Source organism: uncultured Bradyrhizobium sp. (genome assembly GCF_936943645.1).
Lineage (GTDB): Bacteria > Pseudomonadota > Alphaproteobacteria > Rhizobiales > Xanthobacteraceae > Bradyrhizobium.
In genome coordinates, this window is the sequence record NZ_CAKZJO010000050.1 from 116,259 (window position 1) to 140,338 (window position 24,080).

Below are 24,080 nucleotides of genomic sequence, written 5' to 3' on the forward strand. Positions count from 1 at the left end.
ATGACGAGCCAGCTGGACAAGGCGACGGCGTTTCGCGCGCTGCACGAGCGGCGGGATGCCTTCATCATTCCCAATCCATGGGATGCCGGCACGGCCAAGCTGCTTGCGGCGATGGGCTTCGAGGCCCTGGCGACCACGAGCCTCGGGGTGGCCAACATGATCGGCAGTAGCGGCGTCAGTCTCGATGTCATCCTCGCTAACGCGCGCGCGATCGCCGAAGCGACCGACCTGCCCGTCAGCGTCGATCTCGAGAATTGCGGCGCAGACGAGCCGAAGCGTGCCGCCGAAGCAATTCAGCGGGCCGCCGAGGCCGGCGCCGTCGGCGGCTCGATCGAGGATTTCAGCGGCGACCGCGATCGCCCCATCTACGAGTTTTCCCACGCCGTCGAGCGCGTCCAGGCCGCCGTGGAAGTGGCGCGCGCACTTCCAATTCCGTTCACGCTGACGGCGCGGGCCGAGAACTTCCTGCACGGCCGCAAGGACATCGACGACACGGTTCGGCGCCTGCAGGCCTTCGAGGCCGCAGGAGCCGACGTCCTGTATTCGCCGGGGCTATACGATCTCGCCACGATCCGGACCGTCGTCTCCTCGCTGAGGAGGCCGTTCAACCACGTGATGGGCTTTGCCGACCCGACGCTGACAGTCGGACAATTGTCCGCTGCCGGCGTCAAGCGCATCAGCGTCGGCGGGGCCATGTCGCGCTACGCCCTCGCCGCATTCCTGAGCTGCGCGCGCGAGATGAAGGACAAGGGATCCTTCAGCTACATTCGCGAGATGGCCAACGTCGGCGAGCTGCGCGCCGCCTTCGCTGCGGTCACTCCTCCTTGAAACCGTATTCCGGCACGTTACCGCTGGCGCCGTAATATTTGTACGGCAGGAACTTGCCGCTCATGGTGATCTTGACGCGGTCGCCCTTCGGGTTGGGTTGACGCTCCATCGCCATGTCGAAGTCGATCGCCGACATGATGCCGTCGCCGTACTCCTCCTCGATCAAGGCCTTCCAGGCCGGCCCGTTCACCATCACCAGCTCGTAGAAGCGATAGATCAGGGGATCGGTCGGGGGCATCGGCATGCCACGCATCGGGGTCTCGTTCAGCATGGCGACTTCGGACTTCGACAGGCCGAACAGCTCGCCGGCATTGGCGGCCTGCGGCTTCGTCAGCTTCATCTGGCCGAGGACGGCGCCGACGATCAGCACCTCCGAATAGCCGCCGATCTTGTCGCAGATGTGCTTCCAGCTCCAACCCTTCTCGCGCTTGATATCGAGCAGCTTTTCGGTGAGGTCTTCGCGTTTCATGATGGCGTCTCCTTGTTAGGCACTCAATCCGGGATTTGTCCCCGGCATCCAGGTCTGTCGTGGCTCTTCACCGTTTGATGCGATCGTCAGGCCCGGCTTGCCGATATGCACCAGCGGCACATTACGCGGATCGTGACCGGGTGTCTCGGCGGCGAACGTCTTGCTGCGCGTCACCAGGAAATCGATGATGTGGTTGCGCAGCGCGTAGTAGAGTGGATGACGGTGCAGATCGGTACGGCCGCGATCCCTCGGCAGGGGGTTCTCGACCACCTCCGCAAGCATCGCGCCGGGCCCGTTGGTCATCAGGAAGATCTTGTCGGCGAGATAGATCGCCTCGTCGACGTCATGGGTGATCATGAAGGCGGTCTGCCCGGTCTCGAGGCAGATGCGGCGGACCTCGTCCTGCAGCGTGCCGCGCGTCAGCGCGTCCAGCGCCGAGAACGGCTCGTCCATCAGCATCATCTTCGGCGTGATCGACAGCGCCCGCGCGATGCCGACACGCTGCTTCATACCGCCCGACAGCTCCGACGGTCGCTTGTGCTCGGAGCCGGAAAGACCAACGAGATCGATGAATTTCTGCGCGTGCGCCTTGACCTTGGCCCGGTCCCAGCTCCGCCATTTCGAGCTGACGGCATAGGCGACGTTGCCGAGCACGGTGCGCCAGGGCAGCAGCGCATGGCTCTGGAAAATCACGGCACGGTCGAGGCTGGTGCCCGAAATCGCCTGCCCGTCGACGATGACGGCGCCCTCGCTCGGCGCATCGAGGCCGGCGAGGATGTTGAGCACCGTGGTCTTGCCGCAGCCGGAATGGCCGATCACGCAAGCAAACTCGCCGCGCGCCATCGACAGCCAGAGATTCTCGAAGATGGTCGTCGTCGCGCCGCCCGCACCGGGATAGCGCTTGGCGATGCCTTCGATGGAGACGAACTTGTCGGTCATGTCACCTACTCCGGAAACGTGACCATGCGCGTGAAGCGCGCGAGGATCTGGTCGAGCAGCATGCCGACGACCCCGATCAGCAGGATCGCGATGATGACATTGGTGATCGAGAGGTTATTCCACTCGTTCCAGACGAAATAGCCGATGCCCGTGCCGCCGACGAGCATCTCGGCCGCGACGATCACGAGCCAGGCGATGCCGATCGAGATCCGCATGCCGGTCAGGATCGTCGGGGCCGCCGCGGGCAGGATCACGGTGAAGGCGCGCCTGATCGTGCCCACCTCCAGCGTCCGCGCCACGTTGATCCATTCCTTGCGGACGCTGGCCACGCCAAACACCGTGTTGAGCAGCATCGGCCAGATCGAGCAGATGAAGATGACGAAGATCGCGGAGATCGAGGAATCCTTGATGGTGTAGAGCGCCAGCGGCATCCAGGCCAGCGGCGAGATCGGCTTCAAGACCTGGATGAAGGGGTCGAGCGCCTTGCTGAGCAGCGGCGACATGCCGATCAGGAAACCGAGCGGGATCGCGACCAGCACGGCGAGCAGATAGCCGATGCCGACCCGCGCGATCGAATAAGCGAGCTGGATGCCGAGACCCTTGTCGTTCGGCCCGTTGTCGTAGAACGGCCGCCGCAGATGCTCCCAGAGCTTGGCACCGACATCGAGCGGCCCCGGCAGCGCCGATTTGCCTTGCGTCGCGGTCAGGCCCATCAGCTTGGCGTATTCCGGGCTCATCGTCGTGGTGGCACCAGTCGAGCGCGTCGCCAGATGCCAGATGCCGAGAAATGCGGCGAGCAGCACGATGGAGACGAGGCCGGCACGGAGACGGAGGGAGGATGTCATCGCGCGAGACCTCTCCACCCGTCGTCCCGGCGAACGCCGGGACCCATACCGCGTGATCTATCGATGGCGGTCAGTGGGAGTACCGAACGACGAGTCATCGCCAAACAGCTCCCTGTGGTTATGGGTCCCGGCGTTCGCCGGGACGACGATGGGGAGAGAGCGCAGCCCGTCATCACGACGACTTCCTGATCTTGAAGCTCGCGGTATACTCCTCCGGCTTGGCGGGATCGAATGTCTTGCCCATCACCGCGAACGATTTGTAGGCGCTCGCCGGTGGCGACAGACCCATCTCGGTCATCAGCTTCTTGGTATCGGTGGCGAGATAGACCTGCTCGGCGACCGCCTTGTAGTCGACGTCGCCCTTGATCTGGCCCCAACGCTTCATCTGCGTCAGCATCCACACCGCGAAGGACTGCCAGGGGAACGGATCGAAATCGACGCGCTTGGCGTCGGTCTTCACCCCGCCGAGGCCGTCGGCATAGGTGCCGGTCAGAACTTGCTCCAGCACCGTGACCGGCGCGTTGATGTAGTTGGCCGGCGCGATCGCTTCCGCGATCTGCTTGCGGTTCTCGGCCTTGGACGCATAAGCGGTGGCGTCGACGATGGCGCGGGTCAGCGCCGCAAAGGAGTTCGGCGCCGCCGTGATGAATTCGCGGCTGGCGGCGAAGCTGCAGCAGGGGTGGCCGTCCCAGATCTCCTTGGAGAGCAGATGCATGAAGCCGACGCCGTCATAAATCGCGCGCTGGCAGATGTTGTCGGGCGCTAGGAAGCCGTCGATGTTGTCGGCGCGCAAATTGGCGACCATCTCCGGCGGCGGCACCGAGCGCAGCTGCACGTCGGTATCGGGATCGAGACCGTGCTCGGCGAGATAATAGCGCAGGAGGTAATTGTGCATGGAATAGTCGAAGGGAATGGCGAATTTCATTCCCTTCCAGTCCTTCGGGTCGCGCTTGTCCTTGTGCTTGGTCGCCAGCACGATGCCCTGCCCGTTGATATTCTCGATCGCAGGCACAGCAAACGGAATAGCGTTGGCACCGAGCCCCAGCGAGATCGCGATCGGCATGGGTGCCAGCATGTGCGCGGCGTCGTATTCCTTGTTGATGGTCTTGTCACGGATCACGGCCCAGCCGGCCGTCTTGACCACCTCGACGTTGAGACCGTGCTTGGCATAGAAGCCCATTGGCGCCGCCATGATGATCGGCGTCGCGCAGGTGATCGGGATGAAGCCGACCTTGAGGTCCTTCTTCTCGGGCGCACCGGTCTGCGCGAAAACCTCTGTCGCCGTCTTGAGCGGGAAGAACTGCGACAGCGCAGCGAGCGCGGTCGAGGCACCGACGGATTTCAGGAAGGCGCGCCGCGCCACATCCTGCGGAAACATCGCGCGCATGACGGCCGAGGCGACGACCCCCTCGTAGCGCGTCTCCTCGCTCTCGACGGGCTCGCAGCGCAGGGCCAGGGCCGCCTGCTCGTGCTCTCCTGCCGAGCGGTGCTGGCCGCACACGCAACCAGATTGAAGATTGCGGTCGGCATCAAACGGATCGTCGAACGTGGACATGCTGCTGCGCCCCTTTGTCACACCGCGCGAAGGACGCCGTTGTCCTCCGCGTCGGCTCAAAATTCCATCGTGGCCCGGCTATGGCTTACGCGGCCGGGCCACTGGAAACATGCAGGTTCTATGCCGCCTTGCCTGTTACCTGGGCAGCCACTGGCAGCCCCTGCTCGATCGGCAGCGACGGATCGCGTGACCACTCGTTCCAGGAGCCGAAATACATCCGCACGTCCTTCACGCCGGCGTTCTTCAGCGCAAGGAACGTGTTCGAGGCCCGCGCGCCCTTGAAGCAGTAGAGATAGACCGGCGTGGTCGGCGAGATGCCGACGGTGGCGCACTCCGCCAGGATCTCGTCCTTGGACTTGAAGCGCGGCCCTTCGGCGGTCGGCTTCATCATGCGATACCATTCCAGCCACACTGCCCCGGGGATGCGGCCCTTGCGCGGACAAAAGTCCTTGCCGTAGGGCGAGGAGCTGTCGCCGATCCATTCGTCGACATCGCGCACGTCGAGAATGGCGATGCCGGGCTTGCCGACTGCGGCCAGCATGGTCTTGGCGTCGATCAGGATCTCGCCGGCTTCCGGCACGATGGAGAAAGAGGCCTTCGCCGGCGTCGGCACATCCTTCGTCACCGGGAGGCCCGCAGCGGCCCAGGCGTCGAAGCCGCCATGCAGCACCTTCACCTTGGGATAGCCGAGCATGGTGAGAAGATAGTAGCCGCGGCAGGACTGGCCGAAGCCGGAATTCATCGACTGCTCGTAGATCACGGCCGTCTCCTTGCCGGAGAGGCCGGCAGCGCCGAAGGCGTCGGCGAATTTGGTCTTCAGCTCGCTGATGCCTTCCGGCGTCGAGGTCGCCAGGAACGTGAAGATCTCGTGCACGTTCACGGCATTGGGCAGGTGCCCGGCGGCGTAGGCGTCGGGATTGCGGGTGTCGATCACGACACAGGGCTCGGTCTTCAAGAGATCGGCAAGTTCGCTGGCAGAAATCAGAACGTCCGTCATTGGCAGCCTCTCCGTTGAGGTTGGGTGGTCTTCTGGGTGGACTCGCAAAACTCAGGAATCGGCGAGCATCTTGCGCAGCTGCTTGGTGGCCGGCGTGACGATCGCGACGAAATAGGCCTCGCGCATGCGCCGCTGCGCGCGGTGGCTCTTCAGGTAGCCGCGCGCGCCACAATGCAGCATCGCCGCATGCGCCGCCGCGACGCTGGCCTCGCCGGCGCGAAGCCTGAGCGCGATCACCTTGCGCCAGTAAGTTTCCTCCTCGTTGTAGGGATCGCGCGCCAGCGCCATGGTCTCCGCTTCGAGCTCGGCGGCGAGATCGCGGAAATGCACCGGCTGCTGCGGCAGATAGCGGTTGATGTGTCCGAGGGGATTGTCGACCTCGTCCATGATGTTGATGCAGTCCTTGATCAGGCCGAGCGCCATGCCGGCCTGCAGCAGGATGAAGCCGGCGCGGATCTTCTTGACGAAGGGCGCGGCGGGATCGGCGAGGATCAGCTCGTCCGGCACGAAGACGTCGCGGAACTGGACGCCATAAGTGCCGGTGCCGTCCATCGCGAGGAACGGCTTGCATGGCGTCAGCGTGATCGCGGGGTCCGAGCAGTCGGCGAGGAACATCACTTGCCCCGGCTCGTCCTCGCGCTCGAAGATCGTACCGAAATAATGACCGGGGCCGAGATTGGAGACCCAGGGCAGCGCGCCGCGCACGATGTAGCCGCCGTCGACTTTCTTGCCTTTCAGCTTCAGCTTCTCGATGCCGAAGAAGCTCTTCATCGGATTGGAGAGGCCGGTGCCGCCGAGCACGCGTCCGGTCGAGAAGGCATCGCCGAAACGTTTCGCGAGCTTCAGATTGGTCGAGTTGGCCGCGTACCAGGCCAGCGTGTTCTGGCACCAGGCCATGAAGGCCGTGGCGCCGCAGACCTCGCCTATCGCCGCCATCGCCTGGATGGCGCAGCGCAGATCGGCGGGACCTTCGTGCGGCACGTGACTGCCCCACGCGCCGACCGCGCCGAACTTGCGCAACACCTCGGCCGGATAGACCGTGCCGTCGTCGATACCGGCAGCAAGCGGCGCGAGATCTTCCCGCGCGATCCGCGCCACCTCACCTGCAATGGACGGTGCGGGCTGATCCAGAACGTCGACCCGCGATAAAGCCAGTGAACCCATGATCGTCTCCCGCACCTTGTCCTTGTTGTGATCAGCTAGATGCCGACCTCGAGATTGACCGGACGGGTGAAGGTGTTGGCGACCGGCGACCATTTCTTCACATGGGCCACCAGCGCGTTGATCTCGTCCGCCGAGACGCCCTCGCATTCCATGTCGACCTTGACGCGGACGTCGGTGAAGCCGACCGGCTTGTCGGAGGTGTCGCCGGTGCCCCAGACCGCGGTGATGTTGAGGTCGCCTTCGAGCTCGAGCTCGAGCTTGTTGACGATCCAGCCGCGATGCACGGCGTTGGCGTGCAGGCCGACGGCAAGGCAGGAGCCGAGCGCGGCGAGCGAGGCTTCCGACGGATTCGGTGCGGTGTCGTCGCCCAGAAGCCCCGGCGGTTCGTCGACGATGTAGGGCGGCAGGTTGCGGATGTAGTTGGCGTGGCGGAATTTTCCTTCCGCGACCGTCTTGCATTTCAAGGTCTTGACGACCTTCGGATTGGCCTTGCCGCTCGCGATCAGTTGCTCGAGGCCATTCTTGTCGATGGGCGCAAGGCACCCCGTCAGCACTGTCTTTTGAACGACGGCAGTCATCTTCTTCTCCCTGGCAAGCCGCGGAACGCGGCAGGATACCGAACGGTCTGTTTCCTTGCATGGACCGTGCCAGAGCGGGCCGAGAGCGAAAGACGAGGCATTGGAGCCGCTTAAGCGTCGCTGCCTGCGGATTGACCAGCGATGCTTTGCTCAAAGCCGATGCAGATGCGCATGGCGCTGCGAATCTTTTCGGCGCGGGACAGATGCGGCTTGATGATACCGCGTGGCTGCGATTAAGTTGGCGCGCATGGCAAAGACGTCATCGAAGAAGAATTCCAGTTCACCGCATTCGGGTGCCGGCGACGACGAATCCGCACGCGGCCGCCTGCTCAGCGCCGCGTCGCATCTGTTCTGCAAGAACGGCATCAACGCTACCGGCATCGATGCGATCATCGAGGAGGCCGGCACCGCGAAGACCACGCTGTACAAATTGTTCGGCTCCAAGACCAATCTCGTCAACGCGGTGTTGGAGAGCGAAGGCAAGCAGTGGCGCGAATGGTTCATCGCCGCCATGGAAGACGGCGGCGGCGACGCGCAGGCGAAACTCACGCGCATCTTCCCGGCCCTGAAGAGCTGGTTCGCGGAAGAGCGCTTCTACGGCTGCCCCTTCATCAACGCCGTCGGCGAGCACGACAAGGACGCCAAGCAGTTCCGCAACATCGCGCTGAAGCACAAGAAGATCGTGCTTGGCCACATCGAGAAGCTCGCCGGCGAGCTCGGCTCGAGCGAGCCCGCGGTGCTCGCACATCAACTCGGCCTCCTGATCGACGGCGCGATCGTCGCCGCGATGATCTCGCGCGACCCTGCTGTGGCCGACACCGCGGCACTGACGGCAGGCCCCCTGCTCGGGCAATCCAGAGCAAAGAAGAAGCGCGAACTCGAAGCGGTGTGACTCTGCCGTGATCCCGTAGGGTGGGCAAAGGCGCGGAGTGCCGTGCCCACGATCTGCCTACAGATTGCGAGAGTACGTGGGCACGCTCCGCTTTTGCCCACCCTACGAGATCCGTTTCGTGAATCCCTCGATCGCCTCCAGCACCGGCAGCTGATCGCCCGCAAAGAACCAGTGATCATTGCCGTCGAGCTCGACGAACTCCGCGCCCTTGATTCTGTCAGCGATGTCGCGGCCGGCCGCGATCCGCACCGCCTTGTCGTTCGTCCGGTGCAGCACCAATGTCGGCACGGCGATCTCCGGCAGCAGGTGCCGCACGTCGGCGTCGCGAAACGCCTCCAGCACGGCCGAGATGCCGCCGGGACTGGACGCGGCACGCAACAGCCCGGCCCACCAGGCGCGCGCCTGCGGATCATTGGCAAGGCTCGGCGCAAACGCCTCGATCCCGACCGGCCCGCCCCATTGCGCGATCAGGTGCTTGCTCCAGGCATCATACTGGCTGGTGCGCAAGGCGTGCGGATAGTCCTCCGACCAGCAGCCTTTTGCCAGCGCGCCGAACAGGATCAGCCCGGCCACACGGCGCGGTTCGTCAACCGCAAATTTGTGCAGGCCGGCCCGCATTCGGAGGCGCCGAACAGCACGACGCGGCGCGAATTCGTCGCACGCAACACGGTGCCGATATCCTCCGCGGTGACGTCGATGCCGGGAGCTGCCCCGACACGGTCGGACAGGCCGATGCCGCGCCGATCGAACACGATCAGCCGCCCCAGCTTCATCAACGACGCCAGGAACGTCCGGCTCGCCGGATGCTCCCAGGCGCGCTCCACATGCGACACGAAGCCGGGCATCACCAGGATATCGAGCGGCCCGTTTCCGTAGGTCTGATAGGCCAGATGCACACCGCCGCCCTTCACGTAGCGCGTGGTCGGCAAGGCGTGCGGCGCCGCAGCCGGACTCATGAGCGCTTCGGTCTCGGCCTCCGGCGCGACGCCGAGCTCGTCCCGCAGCCGCTGTGTCAGGGCCGCGTGATGACGCTCCGCCGCGCTTCGGTCTCCTGATAGCAGCAGGCTGCGGATCAGGTGCCGGCCATAGACCTCGCTGAGCGGATCGAGCTCGACCAGGCGCTGCGCATGCGCCGTCGCGGCGGAATGGTCTCCGGCTGCGTTCTTGTCCTGCACGAGGCGCTCGAGCGCATGCACCAGCCGCCCCCGCAGCGCCTCGCGGCGGAAGAAGGCCCAGTCGTCGAATTCGGGACAGTCCTCCGGCGCAAAGCCCGCCAGGAAATCGCCCCGGTAGATCTGGCACGCCTGTTCGAACGCGCCGCGATCACAGGCCTCCTCGAACAGATGGGAGTCGAGCTTCATGTCGACGTCGGACGACCATCTCAGACTGGAGCGGTCGGTCTCGAACACCGACTGGCCGAGCGTGATCTCGGTGCGGTGAAGCAGTCGGCGCAACCGCGCAAGGCCCGTCTCCCGCGGCGTCTCCGGCCACAACAGCGTCGCCATCATTTCGCGCGCGACGGCGCCCCTGGCCTCCCCGAGATAGACCAGCAGCGCAAGCCCCTTGCGCAAGGCCAGCTTGATCGGGCGGCCATCGGCATGGACCTCGGGGAACCCGAACGTTCCCAGCGAGAAAGCCGTCATCGAAATCCTCTTCTTCCGGCCAGCGTCCCCCGGGGGACGCCCAGGGGACGGTCCGGTGGGTACGGTCGGGCCAGACCGAGCCTGCTCGCCCGCGAGCGACCGGGCTCTGCATGCGACACCGTCGCCATCGGCACAATAGGAAAAACCATGTTCGCGCGCTTCACAATCCTGCTCTACGCCCTCGTGAGCTATGCCATCTTCACGGCTTCGTTTCTCTATGCGCTCGGTTTCGTCGGCAATTATGTCGTGCCGAAGTCCATCGACGTCGGCCCCGCTTCGAATCTGGGTGAGGCCATCGTCGTCAACCTGCTGCTGATGAGCCTGTTCGCCATCCAGCACACCGTGATGGCGCGCCCGGCCTTCAAGCGATGGCTGGCCCAATTCTTTCCCGCAGCCTACGAGCGCAGCACCTATGTGCTGCTCTCGAGCCTTGTTCTCCTGCTGCTGTTCTGGCAGTGGCGGCCAATCCCGGCACCGGTCTGGCAGGCGAGTGGAATTGCGGCCTGGGTGCTGACCTCCGTGCACTGGCTCGGCTGGGTGATCGCCTTTTCCTCGACCCACATGATCGATCATTTCGATCTGTTCGGCTTGCGCCAGGCCTTTCTCGCGTGGCGCGGCGCGGAGATGCCCGGCCAGTCGTTCCGGACCCCGCTGCTCTACAAGATCGTGCGGCATCCGATCATGCTCGGCTTCCTGCTCGCCTTCTGGGCCACGCCCGTGATGACGGAGGGCCACCTGCTGTTCGCGCTCGCCAATACGGCCTACATCCTCGTCGCATTGCAGTTCGAAGAGCGCGACCTGATCGCGGTATTCGGCGCGACCTATCAGGAGTACCGCCGGCGCGTTCCGATGCTGGTGCCCGGTCTGTTCGCGCGGCGCCGCAACGAAGATCGCCGGCCTGTCGGAGCGCCGCAATGAAAGCCATGCTGTGCCACTCGTTCACCGGCCCCGGCGATTTGCGTCTCGGTGAGACTGCCGAGCCCCGGCCCGCCGCTGACGAGATTCTCATCGACGTTCATGCGGCGTCGGTCAGCTTCATGGACCAGCTGCTGGTGTCCGGTCTCTACCAGATGCGACCGCCGACGCCCTTCGTGCCCGGCACGGAAGCATCCGGTGTGGTCGTCGCGGTCGGCGACAAGGTGACAAAATTCGCACGCGGCGACCGCGTGGCAAGCAGCAGCTGGATCGGCGGCTACGCCGAACGGATGACAGCCAAGGAGTCGAAGAGCGTGCGCCTGCCGGATGGCGTTGCGTTCGAAGCCGCGGCCACGGTGCTGCACAATTACGGCACGGCCTACTACGCGCTGGTCGAGCGGGCGCGGGCCGCGCGAGGCGAAACCGTCTTCATCACCGGCGCGGCCGGCGGTGTCGGCCTCGCCGCCGTCGATCTCGCCCGCCATCTCGGTCTGCGCGTCGTCGCCGGCATCGGCTCCGACGACAAGGCGGCCCTGGTGCGCGATTACGGCGCCAGCGAAATCATCAATTATCGCCGCGAGGATCTGCGCGACCGGATCAAGACGATCACGGGCGGCGACGGCATCGATGTTGGTTTCGACAATGTCGGCGGGGCAATCTTCGAGCAGATGGCCCGGCTGATGGCCTGGAACGGACGGCTGATGCCGATCGGCTTCACCGGCGGCGAGATTCCACAGATCCCGATGAACCTGCCGCTGCTGAAGAACTATTCCATCATCGGTGTCTTTGCCGGTGCCTGGGCGGAGAAATTTCCGGATGAAGCCGCGCGCATGAACGACACGCTGATGCAATGGCTGGCCGGCGGACAAATCCGTCCGCGCATCGACCGCATCCTCCCTTTGGAGGAGGCCGCGGACGCCATGCGCGCCGTGGCCAGCCGCACGGTGCAGGGAAGAATTGTGCTCAAGATCCGATAGAGTGATGAAGGACAGGCAAGACAGGAACACGATCGTTGACAGAGATCATCATCGACAGGCGCTATTGCGGCCCTCCGAACTCCGGCAATGGCGGCTATGTCTGCGGCCGGCTCGCCCGGCACTTCCCCTCGCCTGCGGAGGTGACGCTACGTGCACCGCCTCCCCTGGACACGCCGCTCGCTGCGGTCGCAACGGACGACGGCACCTGGGAGCTTCGCGACGGCGACAAGACCGTCGCCACCGGCCGCGCCGCGAGCGTCGAGCTTGCGCGGGTCGAGGCGGCAACCTTGCCGGAGGCGCGCGCCGCCGAGCTGCGCGCGCTGTTCAGGCCGCAGGAGCATCCGCTGCCTCATTGCTTTGTTTGCGGTCCCGCTCGAGCGATGGGCGACGGCTTGCGCATCTTCGCCGGCCCGCTTCGCCGTCAAGCAGCAACTCCCGTTCTGGCCGCAAGCTGGGCCCCCGACCCGAAGCTCGCCGCCGAGGATGGCCTCGTCGCGCCCGAATTTCTCTGGTCGGCGCTCGACTGCCCCACCGGCTTTGCCTGCAATTACGATCTGCAGAGCGGCAGCTTCGAGAAGACCCCGCTCCTGCTTGGACGGATGTCCGCCCGCATCGAGTCCCGCCCGCGCCCCGGCGCGCCCTGCATCATCACAGCCTGGGCCACCGGCCGCGACGGCCGCAAGCGCATGGCCGACGCCGCGCTTCATGATGAGGCCGGGACGTTGCTGGCGGTGGCCAAGACGACGTGGATCGCAGTGGAGCGCGAGGTGCAGCTCGGACGTTAGGTCCGCGGGTGGATTGCGCCTTGGGCTTCATCGACCCCCTACGAGATCGCACTAGACCAACGTCTTGGAGAACCCCGCCGCCAGGTGATCGATGAGTGCGCGAACCGCGCGCGGCAAGCCGCGCCGGGTGGTGAAGACGAGATGCACCATGCCTCGGTGACCGCGCCATTCCGAGAGCACATGGACGAGCTTGCCCTGCGCGAGCGCATCGCGACAGAGATGATCGGGCAACAGCGCAACCCCGAGGCCGGCGACCGCCGCATCGCGCACCGCGCCGAAATCGCCGCACCCCATGCGCGGCTCGTGCCTGACAATGCGCGCCTGCCCGTCGTCCGTCTCCAGATGCCATTCGACCAGATTGTCCTCGTCTGACGTCGCGAGCGTCGGAAGTGCGGCAAGATCGTCCGGGGTCCGCAGCCGACTTGCCAGTTGCGGGCTCGCGACGAGGATGCGAGTGGACGTGCCGAGAGACCGCATGGTGAGCGCGGCATCCCCCGTGAGCACGGAGCGAACCCGCAGCGCCACGTCGACCCGCTCTTCGATCAGATCGATCGGCCGGTCGACGGCGATGAGTTGCAGGCGCACCTTGGGATAACGGATCAGGAAACTCGACGTGAGCGCGGAGATTTCCGCGACCATGCCCGTCGGGCAACTGAATCGAATGCGACCGTGCGGCTCGGCCTGCGCTTGCGTCACGAGCGCTTCGGCCTGCTCGGCCTCCGCCAGGATCGCACGGCAACGCTCGTAGAACGCCTGCCCTACCTCGGTGACGCGAAAGCGCCGGCTCGATCGCTCGATCAGGCGCAGGCCAAGGCGCTCCTCGAGACCGGCAATCCGGCGGCTGAGCTTTGATTTCGGCTCTCGCAACGCCCGTCCCGCGGCTGCGAAGCCACCATGGCCGACCACCTCGGCGAAATAGGCAAAGTCGTTCAGATCGGCCCTCATCGTTCCTCCCATAGAACGCTGAGTACCATATTCGCTGACTACTCGCACCATCGTTCCGTGGGCATCTACGTCGGGCAACGGCGCTTCTGCCAGATGTTTTCCAGAGGAGACGGACGATGACGAACAGGTTCAGCAACAAGGTCGTGGTGGTGACCGGCGGCACGAGCGGTATCGGCCTTGCGACCGCCAAGGCATTCGCGGCGGAGGGCGCCTCGGTATTCATCACCGGCCGCCGCCAGGACGCGCTGGACGCGGCGGTGAAATCAATCGGCGGCCGCGTGACCGGCGTGCGCGGCGATATGGCAGACCTTGCCGATATCGACCGGCTCTACGACGCAGTCCAGCAGAAGCATCAGCAGATCGACGTGATCTTCGCCAATGCAGGCGGCGGCGAGTTCGCGCCGCTCGGCACGATCACCGAGGAACACTATCAGCGCACGTTCGATACCAACGTGAAGGGCGTGCTCTTCACCGTTCAGAAGGCACTGCCGTTGCTCCGCGACGGTGCATCCATCGTGCTGACCGCCTCGACCACGAGCGTCTCGGGCACGCCGGCCTTCAGCGTCTATTCGGCGACCAAGGCAGCCGTGCGCAATTTCGCGCGCAACTGGATCCTCGACCTCAAGGATCGGCACATCCGCGTCAACGCCATCAGCCCCGGCGTCACCGAGACACCCGGCCTGAACCATCTGTTCGGCGCCGGTGAGCAAGCGGAAGGCGCCAAGTCCTATCTCGCCGGCCTCATCCCGTCCGGCCGCGTCGGCCAGCCCGAAGAGATCGCCAAGGCCGTGCTGTTCCTCGCGTCCGACGAGGCGAGCTTCGTCAACGGCGTCGAGCTCTTCGTCGACGGTGGTCAGGCTCAGATCTGAAGCGCGCACCCGCGCCTGCCTCGTCCCAACTCTTTCAACAGGAGACAACCCGATGACCTCGCCCCATGACTCCACGGATCGAATCCACGAACTGCTTCGTCGCAACCTTCAGGAGGTGTTCGGCGAGGGCGATGCGAAGCGCCGTCGTGCCGCAATCGATGAGCTCTGGACGGAGAACGCCACCTTGTATGTGCCGCCGGGCGTCGTTGTCGGCCGCGAGGCGATCGACAAGTTCGCAGGTGAGCTCCGTGCCACGCATCCCCACTTCGTCTACACGCCGACGAGCGAGCCGCAGGCGCTTCACAACGCCGGGCGGCTGGCCTGGGGATCGGGTCCGCGCGGCGAAGTCCCGGACTACACGGGCTGGGACGTGATCATTGTAGAGGGCGACAGGATCGCCGCGCTCTACGTCTTCCTCGACCAGCCCGGGAAGTGAATGCGAACTTCGCAATCGGTTTGCAGGGCAGATGAGTCTTACTGCGTCATGATGATTCAGTAAGATTGGCCGCAGGCGTCATCCGCCGCCTCACCCTCCGCGCCGAGTGCGGCCTACGCGCCCTGCTCCATCATGCCCTGCAGCCGCACCAGCTCCGCCTCGAGATCGCGCTCCACATCCGCCGCGCGAATGTCGAGCACCCGATAGTCCCGCGCCTCGAGCCAGCTCCGCCGCCCGGCGCGATCCGCCGCAATCGTCTCACCCTCGCCCGGATTGACCAGCTCGATCGCGATCCGGTGCGGGAAGGAGACGAAGTCCGGGATGTGCCGCCCCACGGGGGTCTGGCGCTTGAACCCGCCGGCGAAGCGGCGGTCGCGGGTCAGGGCCTGCCAGAGCAGGCGCTCGGCATCGGTCGGGTTGCGGCGAAGCAGGCGGGCAAGGCCGCGCACGGTCGAGCCGCTGTCGGCGACGCCGCCGCCCTGCCCGTGCTCGGCCAGCAGCGCGCGCAGGCGCGTGGCCTGCTCGCCGTCGAGCACGCCGCCCTTGGCCGGGCCCTTGCGGCCTTCGGCGATCGCCATCACCACCCCGTGCAGGGTGTGCATGTCCTGCTTGGTCGGCTCCATCCGGCTGAAGATGTTGCGCAGGTTGACCAGCATGGTGTCGCGCTTCTCGGCGGGCCGCAGGAATTCCACCTTGTCGAGCTCGCGCACGAGGTTGTCGAAGAAGGCCTGCATCTGGTGCTGCGAGGCGCGCTCGGAACGCTCGGGCATGGCATGCGGCAGCTCGCCCGAGGTCGCGCGCTTGAACCATTCATAGCCGACCAGCAGCACGGCCTGGGCGAGGTTGAGCGAGGCGAAGCCCGGATTGACCGGGAAGGTGATGATGCGGTTGGAGAGCCCGACCTCCTCGTTGGTCAGCCCCCAGCGCTCCCGGCCGAACAGGATACCGCACTTGCCGCCGGTCGCGACGTGCCCGGCGATCTCGCTGGCCGCGGTCTCCGGCCCGACCACCGGCTTGGCCTGGTCGTGGGGGCGCGCGGTGGTGGCGAACAAGAGGTCGAGGTCGGCGACCGCCTCTTCCACCGTGCCGAACAATTCGACCTTTTCCAGAATGTGGTCGGCGCCGGCCGCCGCCCGCTGGGCGGCGATGTTGGGCCAGCCGTCCCGGGGGTTGACGATGCGCAGCGCGCCTAGCGCAAAATTGCCCATGGCGCGCGCGGCCATGCCGATGTTTTCCCCGAGTTGCGGCTCGACCAGGATCACGATGGGACCGTCGAGGGAAAGCCCCGCCTTGCTCTTGTCAGTCCCCGACATCTGGTTTCGCTTTCACTCTTGGTCTCAAGGCCTTGCCAGGGCCTTCTTCAGGAATTGATTCAAGCCGGCCGTTTCGGGTCCATCCCGGGGCCGGGCTTGTCCGCCTGTCGTTTGCCTGTCCTGACGAAATTCTCAAGGGAAATAACGGGTTGGATTCGACTTTTGAATCTCTTCCGAATCCTCAGCTGCGGCCCCGCCGGCGGACCGCTCCCCGCCCCCCATCTGTGGGGGCTGGATCGGCTAAAAGTGCATAATCCCTTGGCTTTCGCCCGCCGCGCGGCGGTGCTAAGAGGCGGCGGATATTCACGTGGGCGCATAACCAGCGCCGTTCCCAAGAGGGCTTCCCCGATCATGGCAAAAATCAAGGTATCCAATCCCGTCGTCGAACTCGATGGCGACGAGATGACCCGGATCATCTGGCAGTACATCAAGGACAAGCTGATCAACCCGTTCCTGGATGTCGAGCTGATGTATTTCGACCTGGGCATGGAGTACCGCGACCACACCAACGATCAGGTCACCATCGACGCGGCCGAGGCGATCAAGAAGGTCGGCGTCGGCGTCAAGTGCGCCACCATCACCCCTGATGAAGCCCGGGTGAAGGAGTTCAACCTCAAGCAGATGTGGAAGTCGCCGAACGGCACCATCCGCAACATCCTCGGCGGCTGCATCTTCCGCGAGCCGATCATCTGCAAGAACGTGCCGCGTCTGGTTCCCGGCTGGACCAAGCCGATCATCATCGGCCGCCACGCCTATGGCGACCAGTACCGCGCCACCGACATCAAGTTCCCGGGCAAGGGCACCCTCTCGCTGAAGTTCGTCGGCGAGGACGGCACCGTGATCGAGAAGGAAGTGTTCAAGGCCCCGGGCGCCGGCGTCGCCATGGAGATGTACAATCTCGACGACAGCATCATCGACTTCGCCCGCGCCTCCTTCAACTACGGCCTGCTGCGCAACTACCCGGTGTACCTGTCGACCAAGAACACGATTCTGAAGGTCTATGACGGCCGCTTCAAGGACATCTTCCAGGAGATCTTCGACAAGGAGTTCAAGAAGGAGTTCGACGCCAAGGGCCTGACCTACGAGCACCGCCTCATCGACGACATGGTGGCCTCGGCGCTGAAATGGTCCGGCGGCTATGTCTGGGCCTGCAAGAACTACGATGGCGACGTGCAGTCCGACACGGTCGCGCAGGGCTACGGCTCGCTCGGCCTGATGACCTCGGTGCTGCTCACCCCCGACGGCAAGACCGTCGAGGCGGAAGCCGCCCACGGCACGGTGACCCGCCACTACCGCGAGCACCAGAAGGGCAAGGAGACCTCGACCAACTCGATCGCGTCGATCTTCGCCTGGACGAGGGGCCTCGCCCACCGCGCCAAGCTCGACAACAATGCCGAGCTCGCCAAGTTCGCCAACACGCTGGAGAAGGTCTGCGTCGACACCGTCGAGGCCGGCTACATGACCAAGGACCTCGCGCTGCTGGTCGGCGCCGACCAGCGCTGGCTCTCGACCACCGGCTTCCTGGACAAGGTCGCCGACAACCTGGTGAAGGCGATGGCCTGATCAGCCTCAACCGTATCAGCGACGAAGCAGAGCGCGGGCCTGGCCCGCGCTCTTTTTGTTTGGCCGACCGCGACCAGATTTTGACGACATTGCGGGTTTTGATGCCTTGGCCTATCTATCTCTGATTGTCATTGTTTCTTTTGGAGAACGGCTATGGCTACACCCTGTCAGTTTCTGGCCAACACTCAACAATTTGCAGGCTCACCGGCTGATCAGGCGCGCTGCCTGCTGCGGCGTGTCAAAGTCGCGGGAAACGTCGACGATACCCCGGCGCAGATTCCCGACAAGCTGCTCGCCATCGTCGGACAGCCTGCGACGGTGACGCTTCAGCAGTTGCAGAGCTACCTCGCGTTCAAGGGCATCTCTGCTGCGGATATCGGCGGCGACTTGGCGAAGGGCGTCTCCTCCACCTCCAAGGGGACCAAGGCGAGCTATTTCATCATTCACGACACCAGCGATGAGCTGTCAGGCAACTCGTTTCCGGCAACCATCAATACGGCTGCATGGTCCGGCAACGACCTCGCGAAGCGGAGCACGAACTCGGCGCATATCTTCATCAACCGGCTCGGTCAGTCCGCCACCGGACACAATTATTCGGTAGCGTGGCGAGCCACCAAGATCGAACGCGACCCTGCGATGAAGGGCCTTTTTCTGCATCACGAGCTGATCCAGCCGCGCATCAAGGGCGGCTTCAAGTTCGCCGCCGTTGGTCCGACGCCCGGATTCACCCAGGAAACCATGGACCGGCTCGCGCTCTGCTACATCGCGGCCGCAGTCAGGCGCGGATCGTTCTTAATCCCGGCCTTCCATTGCGTTCTCGACCTCGGGATCAAGGACGGACATGACGACCCGCAGAATTTCGACCTGTTCCAGTGGGTCGGTTCGATCGAGAAAATCCTCAGCGAAATCCAGACGCCGGTCGGGGCTCATGCGGTGCTGGCTGCTGCGATGGAGGCAATTGCTCCGCAAGCGGTAGCGGTAGCTGCCGCACCGCCGCCAGCCGCCGCGCCGCCGCAGCTCGAAACGGTACGTGACGCCTTTGACGGCAAACGCCACATGCCGGTCAGGCGTATTAAGGGAACCACGCCTCTTTTCTTCAAGGCCAAGATGTCCATCGACGCAGACGGCGCCGCCCGGGCATACCATCCCGACTCCAAGAATCCTGAATCCCTCGACAACACCGGGAACGCCACCAGCGAATCGAAGAAATTCATCCAGGGCAAGAAAATGAATGGGAAAACGGGCAAGGGTCCCCGCCCCGGATTCTTCGTGTCAGCGACACGTCTTCAACATGGCGACGACTTCGATGCCGACGCGTTCGTCGATGCCGAGTTCATTCCCTATATCGTCTTGCCGAATAGTTTCGCAGCCGATGTCGCTCCCGGTGACATCTGCACGGTCGTGAACATGAAGAATCTCCGGACGACGTCCGCGATCTTTGCCGACACCAATCCCAGGGTCGGCGAAGCATCGATCCGCACGGCCCTCAATTTGCATGTTCACGATCCCTCCTTTCCCATTACCAAGATGGCGAGAGCGGGCGGCGATGAAGGGGCCAATTACGTCTATATCGTCTATCCCAAGTCGCGGTTCACGCCCCGCGCCAATGCTCCGCACTGGCCGGCGGAACAGATCGAGGCAACAGCTGCTCCGCTTTTCGAAGCCTTCGGCGGACTGGATATGGTGAAGCGCCTCTTTCCGCTAGCCTAGACGGCGGATTGGTGCTCTTGCACGCTTTATCCTGACGATCCGTGCACCTCCGCGCGGATCGTGCACCGCGTCGCGTTCGTGAAAGACCTCGCGATGATCGTTGGCGCCGACCAGCGCCGGCGAAGCAGGTGGACATCCGCAATTTCGCCCGACTACGGTCGGACATGATCAAGGGCCGCACTTCAGACGCGGCCCTCTCGTTTTACGCTTTGCGGAGCACCTCTATGTCTATCAAGCTTGCCGTCCCCTGCCTGCTCCTGCTCTCGACCGGCATGGCCGGCGCCGCGGAGTCCTTGCCCGATGGCATTGCCGCCCCCGGCGAGAGCCTCGTCCTCAGAGTCCACGCCGAAGGCGCTCAGGTCTATGAGTGCAAGGCCGCCGCCGACGGCAAGCTCGCCTGGGTCTTCCGCGAACCGATCGCGACGCTGCTCTCCGATGGCAAGACGGCCGGCCGCCACTATGCCGGCCCGAACTGGGAGCTCGCCGACGGCAGCGCCGTGATCGGCAAGGCCGTCGGCAACGCGCCGGGTGCAACGCCTGCCGATATCCCCTGGCTGAAGCTGGAAGTGACCGCCCGCCGCGGCAGCGGCACGCTGACGCCTGTCACCACCGTCCAGCGCATCAACACCCATGGCGGCAAGCTCGACGGTTCTTGCGACAAGGCCGGCGAATTCAGGAGCGCACCCTACTCGGCCGACTACGTCTTCCTGAAAAAGGGCTGACGAACGGAGCTGAGCGCTACGCGGCCGGCCCCTCGTCCTGCTCGGCCTGCGCCAATTCGGCCAGCGCGAGGTCGCCGGTGTCGGCGAGCCGGGCCTTGGCAGTGGTGTGAACGTGATCGGCCAGCGTCGGCATGCGCGCGATCAGCGCGTGAAAATCCTGCGCGTCGAGCACGAGCAGGCGCGTCTTGCGCGTCGCCGTCACCGTGCCGCTGCGTTTTGTCTTGTGCAGCAGCGCGATCTCGCCGAAGAATGTGCCGTCGGCAAGCCGCACATGCTGGCTCGGCAGCGCGATCTCGACCTCGCCGGCGGTGATGAAATACATCGACGAAGCCGTATCCCCCCGCCGCACCAGGATCTCGCCCTGCTCGACGGTGCGGGCCCGGAGCAGCCGCATGATGTCGGCGATCTCCGCGGCCGACAGATGCGAGAACAGCGGCACCCGCGCCAGCATGCCCCAGGTGACGACGAAATCGCGCCGCTTCACCTCCTCGGCGAAGGCGGTGGAGATGATCGCGACCGGCAGCGCGATCATGGCGAAGCCTGACATGATGGCGAAGGTGGAGATCAGCTTGCCGAGCGGCGTCACCGGGACGACGTCGCCATAGCCGACGGTGCCGAGCGTCACGATCGCCCACCACATCGCGTCCGGAATGGTGCCGAGCTTGCTGGGCTGCACGTCGCGCTCGACGGCGTAGAGCAGCGAAGCGAAGGTCAGGACGACGCCGATCAGAATGACGACGCAGCCGATCAGCGCCCGCCGCTCGGCATGCACGGCGGCCAGCAGCGAGCGCATCGCCGGCGAATAGCGGACCAGCTTGAAGAACGGCAGCACGCCGAGCGCGGCCAGCGTCGCGTGCCGCCCGCTCGCGAGCACGGCGGACGCGGGCAGGAACGCCATGAGGTCGATGATGCCGAGCGGCGAGAGGGCGTAGCCCAGCCGGTCGGACAGCGCCGAGCCCTTGCGCTGGGTATGTCCCGCCACGGTCCATAGCCGCGCCAGATATTCCAGCGCGAACACGATCAGGGACAGGACGGTGACGACCTCGAACAGCGTGCCGAACTGCGCGTCGAGCTCCGGCACCGATGTGAGGATCATCGTGACGACGTTGAGCACGATGACGCCGATGATGAACTTGATGAAGCGCGATCCGGCCGAATAGGCCAGCGGGTCGTGCTCCAGCAATTCATAGAGGCGATCCCGGAGATCGGGATCGCGAAGCCCACGCCCTCGCGGACCCGGGCGCATGACAGTCAAGCGCCTGCCATCGCTTTTTCGATCGCCGCCAGCGCCTCGGTCGCCTTGGCGCCGTCGGGGCCACCGGCCTGCGCCATGTCGGGCCGGCCACCGCCGCCCTTGCCGCCGAGGGCTTCGGAGGCGATCTTGACCAGATTGACGGCGTTGAAGCGCGCGGTGAGGTCGGCGGTGACGCCGACCACGACGCCGGCCTTGCCGTCCTCGGTGACGCCGACGATGGCGACGACACCGGAGCCGATCTGCTTCTTGGCCTCGTCGGCAAGGCTCTTGAGATCCTTCATCTCGATGCCTTCGACCGCGCGCGCCATCAGCTTGACGTCACCGACCTCGCGCACGCCGCTCGCTGCGCCATTGCTGCCGGCCGAAGCGCCGCCGCCCATCGCCAGCTTCTTGCGGGCGTCGGACAATTCGCGCTCGAGCTTCTTGCGCTCGTCCATCAGCGCGGCGATGCGCGCCGGCACGTCGTCGAGCGAGGTGCGCAGCTCGTTCGCCGCGGTCTTCGCCAGCGCCATGGTGTCATTGGCGTGTTTTCGCGCGTAGTTGCCGGTCAGCGCTTCGATGCGGCGCACGCCGGAGGCCACCGCGCTCTCGCTGGTGAGCGTGATCAGGCCGATGTCGCCGGTGCGCTTGACATGCGTGCCGCCGCAGAGCTCGACCGACCAGCCGAGCGCATTGGCGCCGCGCTCGCGCGCGGTCCGGCCCATCGAGACGACACGGACCTCGTCGCCGTATTTCTCGCCGAACAGCGCGCGCGCGCCGGCTTCGCGGGCCTCATCCACACCCATCACGCGCGTGGTGACTTCGTCGTTCTCCAGCACCACGTCGTTGGCGATGTCTTCGACGCGGGCCAGCTCTTCCGCCGTGATCGGCTTCGGATGCACGAAGTCGAAGCGCAGCCTATCAGGGGCGACCATCGAGCCGCGCTGGGCGATGTGGTCGCCGAGCACCTGGCGCAGCGCTTCATGGATGAGATGCGTCGCCGAGTGATGCGCGCGGATCGACGAGCGCCTGGAGTGATCGACCTCGAGCTGCAGCGCGGTGCCGAGCTTGAGCTCCCCGCCCTCAACCGTGCCGACGTGAACGAAGAAATCACCGAGCTTCTTCTGCGTGTCGGTGACCCGGAACTTGATGCCGCCTTCGCCCGTGAGCACGCCGGTGTCGCCGACCTGGCCGCCGGACTCCGCGTAGAACGGCGTCTGGTTCAGCACGATCGCACCCGTCTCGCCGGCCTTGAGGCTCGCAACCTCGGCGCCGTCCTTCACCAGCGCGGACACCACGCCTTCGGCGCTCTCGGTCTCGTAGCCGAGGAACTCGGTCGCACCCAGCTTCTCGCGCAGCGGGAACCAGATCGCCTCGGAGGCCGCCTCGCCAGACCCCTTCCAGGACTCGCGCGCCTTGGCCTTCTGGCGCTCCATCGCGTCGGTGAAGGCCGACTGATCGACGCCAATGCCGCGCGACTTCAGCGCGTCCTGCGTCAGGTCGAGCGGGAAGCCGTAGGTGTCGTACAGCGTGAAGGCGACGTCGCCGTCGAACATGTCGCCCTTCTTCAGGCCCGCCGACTTCTCATCGAGAATGGCAAGGCCGCGCGAAAGCGTCTTGCGGAAGCGGGTCTCTTCCAGCCGCAGCGTTTCCTCGATCAGGTTTTCCGCGCGCATCAGATCAGGATAGGCCTGGCCCATCTCGCGGACCAGCGCCCAGACCAGCCGATGCATCAGAGGCTCTTTGGCGCCCAGCAGCTGCGCATGGCGCATCGCGCGGCGCATGATCCGGCGCAGCACATAGCCGCGGCCCTCGTTCGAGGGCAGCACGCCGTCGGCGACCAGGAAGGCGGACGAACGCAGATGGTCGGCGATGACGCGGAACGAGGCGATGGTCTGCTCGTTCGGCCCGCTGCCGAGCGCGGACGAGGTCGCGTCGATCAGGTGACGGAACAGATCGGTCTCGAACACGCTCTCGACGCCCTGCAGGATGCAGGCCATGCGCTCGAGGCCCATGCCGGTGTCGATCGAGGGACGCGGCAGATCAACGCGCTCCTCCTTCGTCACCTGCTCATATTGCATGAACACGAGATTCCAGAATTCGAGGAAGCGGTCGCCGTCCTCTTCCGGCGAGCCCGGAGGGCCGCCCCAGATGTGCTCGCCGCGGTCGATGAAGATCTCCGAACACGGGCCGCACGGCCCGGTGTCGCCCATCGCCCAGAAATTGTCGGAGGTCGGGATGCGGATGATGCGGTCGTCGGAGAAGCCGGCGATCTTCTTCCAGAGCCCATGCGCCTCGTCGTCAGTGTGGTAGACCGTGACGAGCAGCTTGTCCTTCTTGAGCCCGAACTCCTCAGTGATCAGCTTCCAGGCGAGCTCGATCGCGCGCTCCTTGAAGTAGTCGCCGAACGAGAAATTGCCGAGCATCTCGAAGAAGGTGAGATGGCGCGCGGTGTAGCCGACATTGTCGAGGTCGTTGTGCTTGCCGCCGGCGCGCACGCATTTCTGCGACGTGGTGGCGCGCTGATAGGGCCGCTTCTCGACGCCGGTGAAGACGTTCTTGAACTGCACCATGCCGGCATTGGTGAACATCAAGGTCGGGTCATTGCGCGGCACCAATGGCGAGGACGCCACGGCCTCGTGCCCGTTCTCGGCAAAGAAGTTCAGAAAGGTCGACCTGATCTCGTTGACGCCGCTCATGT

Annotated in this window: 21 protein-coding genes and 1 pseudogene; 10 read left to right on the forward strand and 12 right to left on the reverse strand. The window is 65.1% G+C overall.

What is annotated here, in order from left to right:
* Entirely contained in the window at positions 1–828 is an 828-nt protein-coding gene (locus tag Q0743_RS09520) for an isocitrate lyase/phosphoenolpyruvate mutase family protein (RefSeq protein ID WP_298241275.1), read from the forward strand.
* Here the strand turns inward: Q0743_RS09520 and cynS are convergent.
* From cynS to Q0743_RS09555, 7 genes are all read right to left on the reverse strand, one after another.
* Positions 815–1,297 carry a cyanase gene (gene cynS, locus Q0743_RS09525; RefSeq protein ID WP_298241276.1) on the reverse strand — a complete coding sequence of 161 codons (483 nt, stop codon included), beginning with the start codon at positions 1,295–1,297 and terminating at the stop codon, positions 815–817. The two genes, Q0743_RS09520 and cynS, sit on opposite strands and share 14 nt — an antisense overlap.
* A 15-nt stretch (positions 1,298–1,312) precedes the next feature.
* Entirely contained in the window at positions 1,313–2,236 is a 924-nt protein-coding gene (locus Q0743_RS09530; protein ID WP_298241277.1) for an ABC transporter ATP-binding protein, read from the reverse strand.
* Between the two features lie 5 nt (positions 2,237–2,241).
* Complete coding sequence (gene ntrB / locus Q0743_RS09535; RefSeq protein ID WP_298241278.1) at positions 2,242–3,081, reverse strand: nitrate ABC transporter permease; 840 nt, start codon at positions 3,079–3,081, stop codon at positions 2,242–2,244.
* A 172-nt stretch (positions 3,082–3,253) separates the two neighbouring features.
* On the reverse strand, positions 3,254–4,636 hold the full coding sequence (locus Q0743_RS09540) for a CmpA/NrtA family ABC transporter substrate-binding protein (protein ID WP_298241279.1): 1,383 nt from the start codon (positions 4,634–4,636) through the stop codon (positions 3,254–3,256).
* A gap of 118 nt (positions 4,637–4,754) precedes the next feature.
* Positions 4,755–5,633 (reverse strand): sulfurtransferase, encoded by an 879-nt coding sequence (locus Q0743_RS09545; RefSeq protein ID WP_298241280.1) that lies wholly within the window; start codon positions 5,631–5,633, stop codon positions 4,755–4,757.
* A 51-nt stretch (positions 5,634–5,684) separates the two neighbouring features.
* The gene (locus tag Q0743_RS09550; RefSeq protein ID WP_298241281.1) at positions 5,685–6,797 is read right to left on the reverse strand and encodes an acyl-CoA dehydrogenase family protein; all 1,113 of its coding nucleotides are present in this window, start codon (positions 6,795–6,797) and stop codon (positions 5,685–5,687) included.
* Between the two features lie 35 nt (positions 6,798–6,832).
* Positions 6,833–7,375, reverse strand: a complete 543-nt coding sequence (locus Q0743_RS09555; RefSeq protein WP_298241282.1) for an OsmC family protein — start codon at positions 7,373–7,375, stop codon at positions 6,833–6,835.
* Between the two features lie 247 nt (positions 7,376–7,622).
* Here Q0743_RS09555 and Q0743_RS09560 point away from each other — a divergent pair, with 247 nt between their 5' ends.
* Complete coding sequence (locus Q0743_RS09560) at positions 7,623–8,267, forward strand: TetR/AcrR family transcriptional regulator (RefSeq protein ID WP_298241283.1); 645 nt, start codon at positions 7,623–7,625, stop codon at positions 8,265–8,267.
* A gap of 102 nt (positions 8,268–8,369) precedes the next feature.
* Here the strand turns inward: Q0743_RS09560 and Q0743_RS09565 are convergent.
* Positions 8,370–9,910: pseudogene (locus tag Q0743_RS09565) on the reverse strand (alpha/beta fold hydrolase).
* A 147-nt stretch (positions 9,911–10,057) separates the two neighbouring features.
* Here Q0743_RS09565 and mddA point away from each other — a divergent pair.
* Genes mddA through Q0743_RS09580 form a run of 3 tightly spaced genes read left to right on the forward strand, consistent with a single transcriptional unit; the run spans position 10,058 to position 12,587 of the window.
* Positions 10,058–10,828 carry a methanethiol S-methyltransferase gene (gene mddA, locus Q0743_RS09570; protein ID WP_298241284.1) on the forward strand — a complete coding sequence of 257 codons (771 nt, stop codon included), beginning with the start codon at positions 10,058–10,060 and terminating at the stop codon, positions 10,826–10,828.
* Entirely contained in the window at positions 10,825–11,802 is a 978-nt protein-coding gene (locus tag Q0743_RS09575) for an NADPH:quinone oxidoreductase family protein (protein WP_298241285.1), read from the forward strand. Before mddA ends, Q0743_RS09575 begins: the two co-directional genes overlap by 4 nt.
* A gap of 35 nt (positions 11,803–11,837) precedes the next feature.
* The gene (locus tag Q0743_RS09580) at positions 11,838–12,587 is read left to right on the forward strand and encodes a hypothetical protein (RefSeq protein ID WP_298241286.1); all 750 of its coding nucleotides are present in this window, start codon (positions 11,838–11,840) and stop codon (positions 12,585–12,587) included.
* 51 nt (positions 12,588–12,638) lie between these two features.
* Here the strand turns inward: Q0743_RS09580 and Q0743_RS09585 are convergent, their stop codons facing one another.
* Positions 12,639–13,532 (reverse strand): LysR family transcriptional regulator, encoded by an 894-nt coding sequence (locus Q0743_RS09585; RefSeq protein ID WP_298241287.1) that lies wholly within the window; start codon positions 13,530–13,532, stop codon positions 12,639–12,641.
* Between the two features lie 116 nt (positions 13,533–13,648).
* Here Q0743_RS09585 and Q0743_RS09590 point away from each other — a divergent pair, with 116 nt between their 5' ends.
* Positions 13,649–14,401 carry an SDR family NAD(P)-dependent oxidoreductase gene (locus Q0743_RS09590; RefSeq protein WP_298241288.1) on the forward strand — a complete coding sequence of 251 codons (753 nt, stop codon included), beginning with the start codon at positions 13,649–13,651 and terminating at the stop codon, positions 14,399–14,401.
* Positions 14,402–14,453: 52 nt separating this feature from the next.
* Positions 14,454–14,837 carry a nuclear transport factor 2 family protein gene (locus Q0743_RS09595; RefSeq protein WP_298241289.1) on the forward strand — a complete coding sequence of 128 codons (384 nt, stop codon included), beginning with the start codon at positions 14,454–14,456 and terminating at the stop codon, positions 14,835–14,837.
* A gap of 113 nt (positions 14,838–14,950) precedes the next feature.
* On the opposite strand, the gene Q0743_RS09600 is transcribed toward Q0743_RS09595, so the two are convergent.
* Positions 14,951–16,150: a TrmJ/YjtD family RNA methyltransferase gene (locus Q0743_RS09600; protein ID WP_298241290.1), complete on the reverse strand. Its 1,200-nt coding sequence runs from the start codon at positions 16,148–16,150 to the stop codon at positions 14,951–14,953.
* A 351-nt stretch (positions 16,151–16,501) separates the two neighbouring features.
* Between Q0743_RS09600 and Q0743_RS09605 the strand changes: the two genes are divergently transcribed.
* The 3 genes from Q0743_RS09605 to Q0743_RS09615 all read left to right on the forward strand — a co-directional run bounded on the left by Q0743_RS09605 (position 16,502) and on the right by Q0743_RS09615 (position 20,145).
* Positions 16,502–17,713 (forward strand): NADP-dependent isocitrate dehydrogenase, encoded by a 1,212-nt coding sequence (locus Q0743_RS09605; RefSeq protein WP_298241291.1) that lies wholly within the window; start codon positions 16,502–16,504, stop codon positions 17,711–17,713.
* Positions 17,714–17,866: 153 nt separating this feature from the next.
* The gene (locus Q0743_RS09610) at positions 17,867–19,423 is read left to right on the forward strand and encodes a glycoside hydrolase family 75 protein (protein ID WP_298241292.1); all 1,557 of its coding nucleotides are present in this window, start codon (positions 17,867–17,869) and stop codon (positions 19,421–19,423) included.
* A 224-nt stretch (positions 19,424–19,647) separates the two neighbouring features.
* Positions 19,648–20,145: a DUF3455 domain-containing protein gene (locus tag Q0743_RS09615; protein WP_298241293.1), complete on the forward strand. Its 498-nt coding sequence runs from the start codon at positions 19,648–19,650 to the stop codon at positions 20,143–20,145.
* 16 nt (positions 20,146–20,161) lie between these two features.
* On the opposite strand, the gene Q0743_RS09620 is transcribed toward Q0743_RS09615, so the two are convergent.
* Positions 20,162–21,391 carry a cyclic nucleotide-gated ion channel gene (locus Q0743_RS09620; RefSeq protein ID WP_298241325.1) on the reverse strand — a complete coding sequence of 410 codons (1,230 nt, stop codon included), beginning with the start codon at positions 21,389–21,391 and terminating at the stop codon, positions 20,162–20,164.
* A gap of 5 nt (positions 21,392–21,396) precedes the next feature.
* Positions 21,397–24,078, reverse strand: coding sequence for an alanine--tRNA ligase (alaS, locus tag Q0743_RS09625; RefSeq protein ID WP_298241294.1), 2,682 nt, complete (start codon positions 24,076–24,078; stop codon positions 21,397–21,399).
* Positions 24,079–24,080: the final 2 nt, after the last annotated feature.

Excerpts from the sequence above, each read along its gene's own strand:
- Q0743_RS09605 (WP_298241291.1), top strand. The coding sequence starts at position 16,502 with ATGGCAAAAATCAAGGTATCCAATCCCGTCGTCGAACTCGATGGCGAC.
- Q0743_RS09560 (WP_298241283.1), top strand. The coding sequence starts at position 7,623 with ATGGCAAAGACGTCATCGAAGAAGAATTCCAGTTCACCGCATTCGGGT.
- cynS (WP_298241276.1), bottom strand. The coding sequence starts at position 1,297 with ATGAAACGCGAAGACCTCACCGAAAAGCTGCTCGATATCAAGCGCGAG.
- Q0743_RS09520 (WP_298241275.1), top strand. The coding sequence starts at position 1 with ATGACGAGCCAGCTGGACAAGGCGACGGCGTTTCGCGCGCTGCACGAG.
- ntrB (WP_298241278.1), bottom strand. The coding sequence starts at position 3,081 with ATGACATCCTCCCTCCGTCTCCGTGCCGGCCTCGTCTCCATCGTGCTG.
- Q0743_RS09615 (WP_298241293.1), top strand. The coding sequence starts at position 19,648 with ATGTCTATCAAGCTTGCCGTCCCCTGCCTGCTCCTGCTCTCGACCGGC.
- Q0743_RS09545 (WP_298241280.1), bottom strand. The coding sequence starts at position 5,633 with ATGACGGACGTTCTGATTTCTGCCAGCGAACTTGCCGATCTCTTGAAG.
- Q0743_RS09620 (WP_298241325.1), bottom strand. The coding sequence starts at position 21,391 with ATGCGCCCGGGTCCGCGAGGGCGTGGGCTTCGCGATCCCGATCTCCGG.
- Q0743_RS09585 (WP_298241287.1), bottom strand. The coding sequence starts at position 13,532 with ATGAGGGCCGATCTGAACGACTTTGCCTATTTCGCCGAGGTGGTCGGC.
- alaS (WP_298241294.1), bottom strand. The coding sequence starts at position 24,078 with ATGAGCGGCGTCAACGAGATCAGGTCGACCTTTCTGAACTTCTTTGCC.
- Q0743_RS09575 (WP_298241285.1), top strand. The coding sequence starts at position 10,825 with ATGAAAGCCATGCTGTGCCACTCGTTCACCGGCCCCGGCGATTTGCGT.
- Q0743_RS09540 (WP_298241279.1), bottom strand. The coding sequence starts at position 4,636 with ATGTCCACGTTCGACGATCCGTTTGATGCCGACCGCAATCTTCAATCT.
- Q0743_RS09595 (WP_298241289.1), top strand. The coding sequence starts at position 14,454 with ATGACCTCGCCCCATGACTCCACGGATCGAATCCACGAACTGCTTCGT.
- Q0743_RS09590 (WP_298241288.1), top strand. The coding sequence starts at position 13,649 with ATGACGAACAGGTTCAGCAACAAGGTCGTGGTGGTGACCGGCGGCACG.
- Q0743_RS09555 (WP_298241282.1), bottom strand. The coding sequence starts at position 7,375 with ATGACTGCCGTCGTTCAAAAGACAGTGCTGACGGGGTGCCTTGCGCCC.
- Q0743_RS09610 (WP_298241292.1), top strand. The coding sequence starts at position 17,867 with ATGGCTACACCCTGTCAGTTTCTGGCCAACACTCAACAATTTGCAGGC.
- Q0743_RS09550 (WP_298241281.1), bottom strand. The coding sequence starts at position 6,797 with ATGGGTTCACTGGCTTTATCGCGGGTCGACGTTCTGGATCAGCCCGCA.
- mddA (WP_298241284.1), top strand. The coding sequence starts at position 10,058 with ATGTTCGCGCGCTTCACAATCCTGCTCTACGCCCTCGTGAGCTATGCC.
- Q0743_RS09600 (WP_298241290.1), bottom strand. The coding sequence starts at position 16,150 with ATGTCGGGGACTGACAAGAGCAAGGCGGGGCTTTCCCTCGACGGTCCC.
- Q0743_RS09530 (WP_298241277.1), bottom strand. The coding sequence starts at position 2,236 with ATGACCGACAAGTTCGTCTCCATCGAAGGCATCGCCAAGCGCTATCCC.